The sequence below is a fragment of the Caballeronia sp. LjRoot34 genome (assembly GCF_964253815.1).
In the GTDB taxonomy this organism is placed as follows: Bacteria; Pseudomonadota; Gammaproteobacteria; order Burkholderiales; family Burkholderiaceae; genus Caballeronia.
The window spans coordinates 451,782-463,592 of the sequence record NZ_CAXUSB020000002.1; the positions used below are offsets into that span (position 1 = coordinate 451,782).

At 59.3% G+C, this 11,811-nt stretch carries 13 protein-coding genes; 8 read left to right on the forward strand and 5 right to left on the reverse strand.

The window, feature by feature from the left end:
* Positions 1-184: 184 nt before the first annotated feature.
* A complete protein-coding gene (locus ACSQ36_RS21495; protein WP_213764467.1) occupies positions 185-439 on the reverse strand; it encodes a GlsB/YeaQ/YmgE family stress response membrane protein in 255 nt (84 codons plus the stop codon).
* Between the two features lie 250 nt (positions 440-689).
* Here ACSQ36_RS21495 and ACSQ36_RS21500 point away from each other — a divergent pair, with 250 nt between their 5' ends.
* Positions 690-1,187 carry a hypothetical protein gene (locus tag ACSQ36_RS21500; protein WP_436183494.1) on the forward strand — a complete coding sequence of 166 codons (498 nt, stop codon included), beginning with the start codon at positions 690-692 and terminating at the stop codon, positions 1,185-1,187.
* A 61-nt stretch (positions 1,188-1,248) separates the two neighbouring features.
* Here the strand turns inward: ACSQ36_RS21500 and ACSQ36_RS21505 are convergent, their stop codons facing one another.
* On the reverse strand, positions 1,249-2,124 hold the full coding sequence (locus tag ACSQ36_RS21505) for a lipid A biosynthesis lauroyl acyltransferase (RefSeq protein WP_213764469.1): 876 nt from the start codon (positions 2,122-2,124) through the stop codon (positions 1,249-1,251).
* 419 nt (positions 2,125-2,543) lie between these two features.
* On the opposite strand from ACSQ36_RS21505, the gene ACSQ36_RS21510 reads away from it, so the two are divergent.
* Positions 2,544-2,846, forward strand: coding sequence for a YciI-like protein (locus tag ACSQ36_RS21510; RefSeq protein WP_436183495.1), 303 nt, complete (start codon positions 2,544-2,546; stop codon positions 2,844-2,846).
* Positions 2,847-2,871: 25 nt separating this feature from the next.
* On the opposite strand, the gene ACSQ36_RS21515 is transcribed toward ACSQ36_RS21510, so the two are convergent.
* Together ACSQ36_RS21515 and ACSQ36_RS21520 are read right to left on the reverse strand one after the other, a co-directional pair.
* On the reverse strand, positions 2,872-3,882 hold the full coding sequence (locus tag ACSQ36_RS21515; protein ID WP_436184910.1) for a LysR family transcriptional regulator: 1,011 nt from the start codon (positions 3,880-3,882) through the stop codon (positions 2,872-2,874).
* Between the two features lie 168 nt (positions 3,883-4,050).
* Positions 4,051-5,388: a mechanosensitive ion channel family protein gene (locus ACSQ36_RS21520; protein WP_436183496.1), complete on the reverse strand. Its 1,338-nt coding sequence runs from the start codon at positions 5,386-5,388 to the stop codon at positions 4,051-4,053.
* Between the two features lie 174 nt (positions 5,389-5,562).
* On the opposite strand from ACSQ36_RS21520, the gene ACSQ36_RS21525 reads away from it, so the two are divergent.
* The 6 genes from ACSQ36_RS21525 to ACSQ36_RS21550 all read left to right on the forward strand — a co-directional run bounded on the left by ACSQ36_RS21525 (position 5,563) and on the right by ACSQ36_RS21550 (position 9,683).
* Positions 5,563-5,784, forward strand: a complete 222-nt coding sequence (locus tag ACSQ36_RS21525) for a hypothetical protein (protein WP_213764473.1) — start codon at positions 5,563-5,565, stop codon at positions 5,782-5,784.
* Positions 5,785-5,800: 16 nt separating this feature from the next.
* Positions 5,801-6,178 carry a fluoride efflux transporter CrcB gene (crcB, locus tag ACSQ36_RS21530; protein ID WP_165104547.1) on the forward strand — a complete coding sequence of 126 codons (378 nt, stop codon included), beginning with the start codon at positions 5,801-5,803 and terminating at the stop codon, positions 6,176-6,178.
* A 19-nt stretch (positions 6,179-6,197) separates the two neighbouring features.
* Positions 6,198-6,668: a GNAT family N-acetyltransferase gene (locus ACSQ36_RS21535; RefSeq protein WP_436183497.1), complete on the forward strand. Its 471-nt coding sequence runs from the start codon at positions 6,198-6,200 to the stop codon at positions 6,666-6,668.
* Positions 6,669-6,789: 121 nt separating this feature from the next.
* A complete protein-coding gene (gene hutH / locus ACSQ36_RS21540) occupies positions 6,790-8,349 on the forward strand; it encodes a histidine ammonia-lyase (RefSeq protein ID WP_436183498.1) in 1,560 nt (519 codons plus the stop codon).
* Positions 8,346-9,041: a histidine utilization repressor gene (gene hutC, locus ACSQ36_RS21545; protein WP_213764475.1), complete on the forward strand. Its 696-nt coding sequence runs from the start codon at positions 8,346-8,348 to the stop codon at positions 9,039-9,041. The genes hutH and hutC overlap by 4 nt, the downstream gene beginning before the upstream one ends.
* A 327-nt stretch (positions 9,042-9,368) precedes the next feature.
* Complete coding sequence (locus tag ACSQ36_RS21550; protein WP_436183499.1) at positions 9,369-9,683, forward strand: DUF4148 domain-containing protein; 315 nt, start codon at positions 9,369-9,371, stop codon at positions 9,681-9,683.
* Between the two features lie 889 nt (positions 9,684-10,572).
* On the opposite strand, the gene ACSQ36_RS21555 is transcribed toward ACSQ36_RS21550, so the two are convergent.
* On the reverse strand, positions 10,573-11,751 hold the full coding sequence (locus ACSQ36_RS21555) for an acyltransferase family protein (RefSeq protein WP_436183500.1): 1,179 nt from the start codon (positions 11,749-11,751) through the stop codon (positions 10,573-10,575).
* Positions 11,752-11,811: the final 60 nt, after the last annotated feature.

Sequence of the window (11,811 nt, forward strand, 5' to 3'; positions counted from 1 at the left end):
AGGAAAAATTGGATTGGCTTCATGGTTGCGGCTGATTCGTCAGCCGTTATTGTAGAGCGTCGCGGTTTTTTTACCTGTGTCACTCCTCCGCCGGACAAAATGAAAAGGCTGTTCCAACTTTCGTTGGAACAGCCTTTTCATTCAACCCGCAAGCTTCATACGCGCAAATCGGGTCTCACATGTTTCAGACCCGGCGGCGCACGACCAGCCCCCAGACGAACAGCAGGACGATAGCGCCGACCACAGAGGCAATCCACCCCGCAGCCTGTCCTTCGTGATACCAGCCGAGTGCGCGGCCGGCATAGCCCGCCACGAGCGAGCCGGCAATGCCCAGCAGAATGGTCATGATCCAGCCGATGCTGTTGTCGCCCGGTTTGATTGCCCGGGCGATCAAACCAATAATGCCGCCGATGATGATGGTGCCGATAAGTGAAAGCATGAAGATTCCTTCGTAGTGTTGGCAAAACGCCCGGCATTCCGGGCGCGCGCCGGCGCACCCTTTGCACGCGACACTTCTGTAACAAAAAGACGGGCGGTGCGCAAAGTGCCCGTCGAGTAGACCGATCAGCCAGCGTGTGGGCATTTTCGACGATGCCGGGGCTTCATGCAGGTTAAAATTCGTCGCTTAAGCACGGTGCAACACCCGCGCGCTTCCACACCGTTTCATGCAACTCGAGCTTCTTATCCCCATGACCGATTCAGACCCCGATCTCCAACCCGCCGAAGACACCACGCTCCACGAAGACCGCCTCTGGCGTGACGACGGCTGGACCGCAAGGGTGATCAAGAACGAGGATGACGACGGCTGGGCGGTCCAGATGATCAAGGACGGCGAAGCCGAACCTGCACTCACCGGCCCCTGGACCATGGGCCGTGACAAGAAGAACCCCAAGCCGCTCGATCCGAACGCGTTCCGCACGCTGGTCAAGACGGCGTCCGAAGTATTGCGTCGGCACGAGCAACAGCGCCACGCCATGCTTCACAAGGATTTTACGGTTCGCACGGACGGCGAGGATGTGACGGTGTCGCTGGATATCGTCCCAGACGAGGACGATCCCTACGCAGACCTGAAAGCGCTCGATTCGTTCGGTGCGCTGCTTGCCCACGTGCGGGTGTCCGCGGGATTCAAGCTCAGCAAGACCAGCGCGCAGGCCTGGGTGGACAACGACTTCCGCAAGCCGGACTGATCGCGGTACGCGCTGACATTGATACTGAGACTGACACGCCTGGGCGGCGTGCAGCACAGGTTCAATAGACGCCGGCTACACCCTCCGGCCGGTGCTTGAAGCGGCGATGCACCCAGTAGTATTGCTCCGGAAAACGCACTATTTGCGATTCCAGGAACTCGTTCATCCGGCGGGCATCGGTTTCGTCGCTTTGCGAGGGAAAGTCGGCGAGCGGCTCGAAAATCGTCATCTTGTAGCCCTTGTAATCGGGCAGCACTTCGGTCACGAACGGCACCACGCGCGCGCCCCCAAGGCGCGCCAGCCGCGACACCGACGTCAGCGTGCAAGCCTGTACGCCGAAGAACGGCACGAATACCGAGTTTTCGATGCCGTGATCCATGTCGGCGGCCAACATCACCGAACCGCCCTTGCGCAGCAGCTTCAGAATGCGACGGGCACTGTCGGCGCGCATCACCATGTCGGCGCCGAAACGGCCTCGCTGCTCCACGGCGAGCGTGTTGAGCCGCTTGCTGGACATCGGCGTATAAAGCGCGGTGATGGGCAGCTTCATGGAGTACAGCATGCAGCCCACTTCAATGGCGACAAAGTGGAAGCCCATGAAAATGGTGGGCGGTGAGTTTTCGTCGTCGAGATCGATACGGCTTTCGAGCTGCACCAGTTTTTCGATAGCGGGAGCCGAACCGAACCACTGCACGCCGCGCTCTACATAACTGCGCACGACGTGACGAAAATGCGAACGTCCGAGCAATTCGTATTCAGCGGCGGTCTTTCCGGGAAAACATAATTGCAGATTGACCTGCACAATATGTTTTCGACGGCTCGGAATGCAATAAAGCAGTGCGCCAAGGCCGCTGCCGAATCGCGCGACCAGGCCATAAGGCAGGCGCGCGAGCGAGCGGAGCAGCGCTACGACGAGCGCGAAACCGATGTTATTCAAACTTGCCCCTTGAAACGGGCGGCGAAATGCGTATGACGAGCGCCGAGTGAATTTAAGCTTCAACGATTGGCGCGCAGCCGGATGTTGAAGAGGAGTAACGGCGAAACCCAGGCGCGGCGAGAGTGATTAACCCTTCAGCCGGGGAACCAAGAGGCGAAAAAGCCGCGGAACAGGCATGTTCCGGAGAGCGTCCGACGCTGCAGGAATCTTGAGCGTTGCGGGTAATTCGCGAACCTGCGCCAAGGTAAAAGTCGAAAGTGCCGCCATGATCGCACACACGGACTCCGGCATACAGTTTTGGCGTGCCTACCAAGTCTTACATGCAAGCCTTACACGCATGTCATATATGCGCTTATTACAATGTGGCACGATGATTCGATTGAGACGCGCACAGCCTCGCCTACAACGGAGACAAAGTTATGCACTTTCTATTGATGTACGAACTGAGCACCGATTATCTCGAACGCCGGGCGGCGCTTCGTGACCGCCATCTGGCGGCGGCCTGGGCATCGGCGGAACGCGGAGAATTATTGCTGGGCGGGGCGCTGGAGGCGCCCATCGACCGGGCGATACTGCTGTTCGAGGCGGATTCGTCCGCCGTGCCGGAGGCGTTCGCGCGGGCCGATCCGTATGTGACCGAAGGGTTGGTCACGCGCTGGGAGGTACGCAAGTGGAATACGGTGGCGGGCGAGGGGGCCACTCAGCCGGTCAGGCCGGCGTGAGTGTTCATGGCGGCGTCACGTAGGGTCATGACTCGCTGGTGGTTTCCTCGTGCGCGTCCTCATCGCGGGCGGTAGCAGCTCTTGATGCCGTCGCCTTCGCGGCAGAGGAAACCGGGCGGCGAGCCGTGCTGAACAGGCGCGTGAGCGTATCGTCCATTTCCTGCGAGCGCTCAAACAATTCCGCCAGCCAGTCCACGAATGCGCTGACCCTCGGCGCGGCTTGCCGGCTCTTGACGAATGCGACCGACACATTCATCGGCATCGACTTCCATTGTGGCAGCACCTCGCGCAGTTCCCCGGAACGCAGGTACGGCAAAGCGGCAATGCGCGGCGGCTGGATCAGCCCAAGTCCTTGCAGGCCGCACGCGAGATACGCGTGTTCGTCGGTGACTTGTACAAACCCCGCCATTTTCACAGCCACTGCTTCGCCATCGACTTCGAAGTCGAAATCACACGGCCGGCCGGTACGAGCCGACACGCAGTTCACCGCGACGTGCTGCGCGAGTTCATCGAGTGTCTTGGGTGTGCCGTGCGCCTCCAGATACGCGGGCGTGGCGCACGTCACGTGCTCAAAGCTGCCGAGCCGTCGTGCGATCAGCCCGGAATCGGGCAGTTCGCCGAGTTGCACGCTGCAATCCACGCCTTCGCCGACCAGATCGACGGCGCGATTGCAAATGCCGATCGACAACTCGATATGCGGATAACGCGCGTGGAAATCGGGCAGCGCGGGTACGACCAAGGCGGTAGCGACCGTATCGGGCAACTCGATGCGCAGACGCCCGCGAAGACGCTCGTCGCGGCCATGAAAGCCTGCTTCCAGGTCGTCGATATCCGCAAGAATGCGCACGCAGCGCTCGTAACACTCGGCCCCTTCGGCCGTGAGATTGAGGCGCCGCGTCGTGCGTGCGAGCAGTTGCACGCCGAGCAGCGCCTCGAGTTGTTGAATGGTCGTCGATACGCTTGCACGCGGCATGCCGAGAGATTCGGCGGCGCGCGAGAAGCTGTTGGTATCGACGACGCGGATGAAAACACGCATGGCATGAACGCGATCGGTCACGGGAGTTTTCCTGTAGAAGCGATAAATGCGATGACCGGCGGGCACCTTCGGGTGATGCAGAAGGAATGCCGGCAAGGTTCACACTTTAGGCATCAGGAAGGTTCGCGTGAATACATAAAAGTCGCAGATTCTTGCCTGCTTCTCCAGCTAGAGCGTGGGCAATTCGCCGCGCAAACGGCCGCTTTCCGCGCTGCCAATGGTGTTTGAGCTGCTTGCGCCGCCGATCCGCCCGCTCACCAGTCCGCTCATGTCGGCACCGGACGGCGCTTGATAGAGCCGCAGGCCCATCTCCGGCAGGATGGACAGCAGGTGGTCGAACACGTCGCCCTGGATGCGCTCGTATTGTGTCCATGCGGTGACGGCGGTGAAACAATACACCTCGACGGGAATGCCTTCCGATTGCGGTTCCATCATCCGCACCATCATCGACATGTCCTGTCTGATCTCCGGATGCCGTTGCAGATACGCGAGCCCATACGCGCGGAAGGTGCCGATATTCGTCAGCCGCCGCCGGTTGGCCGGCTCGCTGGCGAGCGCGCCGAGATTCTTGTTGGCCTGGTCGACTTCGATCTGCTTTTCTTCCAGATAATCGTGCAGCAAGCGGAATTGCTTGAGGCGCGCGGTTTCTTCATCGGTGAGAAAACGCACACAGGTGGCATCTATTCTCAACGTGCGCTTGATGCGTCGCCCGCCCGATTCGAACATTTGCCGATAGTTTCTATAACTCTCCGAGAACAGCTTGTAGGTGGGCACGGTAGTCACCGTGTTGTCCCAGTTCTGCACCTTCACGGTATGCAGCGCGATGTCCTTCACGAAACCATCGGCGTTGGATTGCGGCATCTCGATCCAGTCGCCTATGCGCAGCATGTCATTCGATGTGAGCTGCGTGCTCGCCACCAGCGACAACAACGTGTCCTTGAACACGAGCAGCAGGACGGCGGACAATGCGCCGAGCCCGGACAGCATCCAGAGCGGCGAGCGGTCGATCACAATGGACAGCACCAGCACGCCGCATATCAACGCGAGCGCGAGCTTGCCGATCTGGATGTAGCCTTTGATCGAGCGTGTCTGCGCCTGCATGCTGGCGGCGTAGACGTCCTGCCATGCGCTGAGCGCGCCGCCCATCGCGAAGAAGACGCAGATCCATGCGCCCGCATGCGCTAGCCGCTCGATCACGTCCGCCGCGTGACCAATGTGCGGCACATCGCCTATACCGAGCGCCACCGTCGCGAACGGCACGGCATACCAAAGCTGGTGATACGCGCGATGCCGGGCGAGGGCCTTGTCCCACGCTTCGCGTTCGGTCAGCACGAGCAGGCGGTGCGCGAAATACAGCACGATGCGCGCAACGACCCACTGCGCGAACAGCGCCGCCAGAACGAGCATCAGCAGACCGAGCGCGAATTGCGCCCAGTGGTGGGTGGGGTAGTGCTGTTGCACGGTATCTGCAACAGTGTCTATCAGATTGTCCAAATTCAAAATCATGCGGGCCGGGTGAAACATGAAAAGGCGAACTCGACTACAACAAACGAAGCGACCCGTATTGTGCATGAAAGGCGGCTTTACGCTCTCAGTGCTTTCTCGCATTCTGTATTGGGTTCGTCACGCACTCCATTATGATTACGCCTTTATGCATTCCCGCGCGCGAGCGCAACGCCCATGCGAACCGTCAAGCTGGAACATAACGACGACACCGTTCTCGATCCCGCCGATCCTCAACTGGTCAAACGCGGCTCCCTGCTGCTGGACGGCCATGAATGCGGCGGCTGGGAACAGCGGCGCGACGGCACGTGGATTGCGCGGCTTACAAGGTCCGGCGAGATGGTCGTCGCGGCGAGCCGTGAGCAGCTCATCGAGCGTCTAACGCTCATTCCTCTCTGATCTTCTGCCTTCGCTCATGTATCTGTCGATTCTGGCTGTAGGTATTGGCGGCGCGCTCGGTTCCCTGTTTCGATGGGTCCTCGGCCTGCGCCTGAACGCGTTGTTCCCCAATCTGCCGCTTGGGACGCTCGCGGCGAACGTCATCGCAGGCTATGTGATTGGCGTGGCGGTGGCGTGGTTCGCGCGTTTCCCCGGGGTATCGATGGAATGGCGGCTATTCGTCATTACCGGCTTGATGGGCGGCCTGTCCACCTTCTCGACGTTCTCGGCCGAAGTCGTCGCGCATCTGCAGCAAGGACGCTACGGCTGGGCGGCGGGCGAGATCGCGATTCACGTGACGGCGTCGGTCGTGATGACCATTTTGGGTATCGCGACGGTGTCGCTGACGCGCTAAAGAACCCGTGCATTCGTCGATGCAACCCGTCATCCGGCGTTATGAAGCCGCCGATCTGGACGCGGTTATCAGTGTGTTTCTGCGCTCGGTGCGGGGAGTGGCGTCTCGTGATTACGATGCCGGCCAGATCGCGGCGTGGGCGCAGGTGGACCGCGATGTGTGGTCGCGTCGCCGGCTTGACCGGCCTACGTGGGTTGGGTTGATCGATGGTGTTATTGCGGGTTTCATCGATCTGGAAAGCAGCGGACACATCGACATGTTGTTCGTTGATCCGGCCAGCCAGCGTAGAGGCGTGGCTAGCGCGCTGCTTGATGCGGTGGAAAACGCGGCTCGTATGCAAAGGCTCGCGGTCCTCGATACCGACGCGAGCATTACCGCGCGGCCGTTCTTCGAAAGGCATGGTTTTCGGGTCATCCGCTCGCAAGATGTAGTGCTGCGCGGCCAGTGGTTGACGAACTTCCGGATGGAAAAGCAACTTCTCGCTGTATAGACAACCGACCGAAAAAATAACCGGACGGATCCCTGAAAACGCCAATTAGGTGTTTTCAGGCCTTGTTTTGGGGGATTTGTTTGTTTAGACTGGGCCGAAACTTGTATAGACAGGACTTGCGATGATCGAATTGACCCCCGGCCACCTCACGCTGGCGCACTTGCGCCAGATCGCCCGCGGCTCTGACGCCTTAACCCTCGATCCGGCCAGCTTCGCCGCCATCGACGCTTCCGCGCAAACCGTTGCCGACATCGCCGCCAAGGGCGAGCCGGCCTACGGCATCAACACGGGTTTCGGCCGTCTGGCGAGCACCCACATTCCCGCGGATCAGCTCGAACTGTTGCAGCGCAATCTGGTGTTGTCGCACGCGGTGGGTGTCGGCGAACCCATGTCGCGCCCGGTCGTGCGGCTGCTGATCGCGTTGAAGGTGTCGAGCCTGGGACGCGGACATTCGGGCATCCGCCGTGAGGTGATCAATGCGCTGATCACCCTTTTCAACGCCGATGTCCTGCCGGTAATCCCTGTCAAGGGGTCAGTTGGCGCATCGGGTGATCTGGCGCCGCTTGCGCATATGTCGACGGCGTTGCTCGGTATCGGCGAAGTCACCATCCGTGGCGAGCGCGCGAGTGCGCTGGACGGGTTGCGCGTGGCCGGTCTTGAACCGCTGACATTGCAGGCTAAAGAAGGGCTTGCGCTGCTTAACGGCACGCAGGCTTCCACGGCGCTCGCGTTGTACAACATGTTCGCGATCGAAGACCTGTATCGCACGGGGCTGGTGTCGGGCGCGCTGTCGGTGGACGCCGCGATGGGTTCCGTCGTTCCCTTCGATGCCCGCATTCACACGCTGCGCGGTCACGCCGGACAGATCGATGCCGCTGCGGCGTATCGCACGTTGCTGGAAGGCTCCGCGATCAACTTGTCGCATCAGGATTGCGACAAGGTGCAGGACCCGTACAGCCTGCGTTGCCAGCCGCAAGTCATGGGCGCGTGCCTCGACCAGATGCGTCATGCAGCCAATGTATTGCTGATCGAAGCGAATGCGGTATCGGACAATCCGCTGATTTTCCCGGACACCGGCGAAGTACTGTCGGGCGGTAATTTCCACGCGGAACCCGTTGCGTTCGCCGCCGATAACCTCGCCATTGCCGCTGCGGAAATCGGTGCGTTAGCGGAGCGCCGGATTGCGTTGTTGATCGATGCGACGCTCTCCGGTTTGCCACCGTTTCTCGTTCGCGATGGCGGCGTGAATTCGGGTTTCATGATCGCGCATGTGACGGCGGCGGCGCTGGCGTCGGAGAACAAGACCTACGCGCATCCGGCATCGGTTGACTCGTTGCCGACATCGGCGAATCAGGAAGATCACGTCTCCATGGCGACGTTCGCGGCCCGCAAGCTTGGATATATTGCGGAGAACGTCGCGCATATTCTCGCTATCGAGTTGCTGGCGGCGGCGCAAGGCGTGGACCTGCGCGCGCCGCATCAAACCAGCCCGCGGCTCGCCGAAGTGATGAAGACGCTGCGCTCGGAAGTCGCGCATTACGATCTCGATCATTATTTCGCACCGGATATCGCGGCGATCGCGAAGCAGGTGGTCAGCGGTGAAATTGCGAAACATTGCCCGCTTTCGTTTGTTTCAGAAGTTCAATCCCACGTTCAACCGGACGCCACACGCCCAGCATGAGCACGCCCGCGTATCAGGAAATCAAGGATCACATTCTCACGCGCATTCATGCCGGGGAGTGGAAGGAAGGCGATCAGGTGCCTTCCGAAAACGAACTGGCGCGTGAGTTCAAGGTCGCGCGCATGACGGTCAATCGCGCGTTGCGCGAACTGACCGCCGAGCAGATCCTGACACGCGTGCAGGGCGCGGGCACGTTCGTGGCGCAACCGAAATACGCATCGACGCTCGTGGAAATCCGCAGTATCTCCGACGAAATCACCGGACGCGGTCATGTGCATCGGGCAGAAGTGATGCACTTGGGCGCATCCGTACTGGACGAACGCCTCGCGCTGGAAATGCAACTCACCGAGGGCAGTCCGGTGTTTCATTCGAGGGTGCTGCACTTCGAAAACGACTTGCCGATCCAGTTGGAAGAGCGCTGGGTCAATCCCGCGCTTGCGCCGGAATATGCGCGCCAGGATTTCACCAGGATCACGCCGAATCAATACCTGATGGTCGCCGCGCCTTTGCAGCGCGTTGAATACAGGATTGAAGCAGCGCTTCCCGATGAAAGCACGGGCCTCGCGCTCTCCATGAAAGCGGGTGAGCCGTGCCTCATGCTGCATCGGCGGACGTGGTCGCGCGACGCGGTGGCTTCAGTGGTGAACCTCTGGCATCCCGGCGATCGATATCAATTCACGGGTCATTTCTAGGCCCCGTATCTCGCCGAACCCATGCCGCGGTTCGGCGGGATTATTGTGGAAGCCGCAATATAGTTCACCGTACGCGGGTTATTCTTCAAATTTAGCCGCGTTCTCCGTCTTTTTTCAGCAATAAATCCCGAAATACCTCCTCCAATTCCGCTTGCGTGGCCATTTCCATTCGATTGTTGCGATCTCAACAATGATGTTTCGCGTAAATAAGGGTTTTCCCTCAGAGTATCGAAGCATAGACTCCTTACATCCGAAACAAATTCAGAAAACGCTTATGTCCCTCTGAGATTGTTTCGAGACCACATACAAAATACTGGAGGTTTTCCCATGTTCAAGTCACTTATTCCCGCTGTGGTTATCGTGTCGGCATTGGCAGCTCCGACGTTCGTGTTTGCGCAGAGCGCTGACAACAATGGTCCGCTGACGCGTGCTGAAGTCAAGGCGCAACTGGTTCGACTGGAAAAGGCTGGGTACAACCCCGCTGGCGACGACGTAGACTACCCGGCGAACATCCAGGCCGCTGAGGCTCGTGTGGCTGCACAAAACGCTCAGGCAGCAACGGCGTATGGTCCTTCGACCAGCGGCACCTCGGCAACGGGCGTGCGTAGCTCGGCTGCAGCGGCGCAAAACGGTGCCGATTAAGCGTCCTTCTGTTGCTAATTCGACGTTGTGAAGATTTGAAGTGGACTTGGCTGGATCAGGTCCGGTGCAAGACTCGATTGGGTGTTAATCGTCCTTTTTGGGTGTTGTGCTAAATGAAAAACTCGCCATTCGTGTTTAAGCGGAGGGCGAGTTTTTTTTCGCTCGCGCCGGTGGACGGGTTTGGGGTTTTTGGCGGGCTTGGAGTCGCGGGGGGGGGGGTATGCTGGGGTGGTGGTTTCCCGGGGGGCGGTCGGTCGGGGTCAATGCCGGGGTGGTCGGTTCTGGGGTTAGTGGTCGGAGTTAATGCCGGGTTGGTGCTTTCAGTGTTAGCGGTCTGCGAGAGTCGGATTTTCTCTTTATCACTATTAGCCACTGTGCGTGGCGGCACGTCATTTCTTTGTCCAAAGCGACAAAGAAACGAAGCAAAGAAAACGCTTTTAAACCACGCTACCCTAAGTGTCCACAGCGTGCAGTTTTGATTCATAGGTGCCCCAAAAGCACGGTGCTCGCCAGAGCGAAGGATGTTTGAACCCCTCCTTCTCGCGAATCCTGACACGAACACGCTTCGCCCCGTACGCTCTCGGGCAAGCACCATTGCCAATGAACCCGCACGGCCTTACGGGTATTTACGGTTGTGGTTCTTCGCTGGTTAGTGGCTAATAGTGATAAAGAGAAAATCCGACTCATGCAGACCACTAACACTGAAAGCAGCAACCCGGCATCAACCCCGACCACTAACCCCAAAACCGACCAACCCAGCATCGACCCCTGACCACCAAGCGCCAGCAGACCTCATCCACCCCGAGTGCGAACGAAAACCAATTTCCTAGCAACCTCTAAGGAAAAGTGGCAGCGGCTCAATGACCAGCCGCCCGACGTGGAACCGCGCTTAGTTTTCTTTGGAAGTCGGCGCGGCAAACGCAGCACTCAGGCGATCCTTGTTATCGACCGGCCTCGAAATGGCCGAGAATCGCGCCCGGATGCGCTTGCGAAGGGGCTCTTCGTAAAACGTGAAGATCAGCAGGCTCGCCACGACGGCGAACACCATCGCGATCCAGCCATTCGATTGCCTGAACCCCGCTATGTACGCGAGATAGGCAATCGGCACGTGAATCAGATACAGCGAATAACTTGCCTCACCCAGCTTGATAAATGCCCGCCGGTTCAAGACATTGATCACCGGCCGCTCAAGTAGCGCGAGCCCCAGGATCAACGCGGCGAACCACGGCGAGGCGAGATAGAACGCAGGAGAAACCGGCCGCCAGAGCCCAAGAACCGTTAGCGCGATCAACGCGATGCCGACGAGCTTGATGCCCAACGCGTGGCGGCTCACGCCTTGTTCGCGCAACTGGTGAAACAGAATGGCGGCGTAGATGCCAAGGACGAATTCGAACAGGCGCGTCAGCGGCAGGCCAACGACAAGAAAGCCGCTGCGCGATAGCGGCAGGAAGGTTTGCAGGAACACGATCCAGAGCCCCTGCATCAGGAAGAAGCCGATGCAAGCGATTGTCAGCCACGCCAAACGCATGGACATCATTTTTCGCAGCATGAGCGGAAACATCAGATAGAAAAACGCTTCGCATGAAACGCTGTCGGATGGTCCGTTCCAGGGCTGGTTGACCGCAGCAAACGGGAACCACGCATTCAGCAACAATAACTGGCACGCGAGACTCACGCCGAGCGACAGGTACACGTGGTTCTTCAGCGCATACCATCGCGTGAGCAAGGTCGGATCGTTGCCGTTCAGCAGGTACAGCGTGGTCGGCACGCACAACGCCAGGCCAAGCAATATGCCTGGATAGATACGTGCAAACCGCGCCTGATAGAAGGGCCGCGGGCCCTTGACCGGCAGTTGATCGCGGTAGGTAAAGGTGAGAATAAATCCGGATAGCACGAAGAACAGGGAAACGGCGGGACGACCCCCATCGACGAAATCGAAGATCTGCGACGGGAGAGGGAGCAGACCAAGTTCTGAGTAATGCGAAACAACTACCGTGATTGCCGCAAGAAAACGGACGCTGGTCAGCGCAGGTAGAGAACCGCCAGACTGGTTTATCGGCGCATGCAAAGTGTTCTCCCGTTTCCCCGCTGTTTTAGCACTTCGGCAGGTTATCACCGTGCGGGCGGG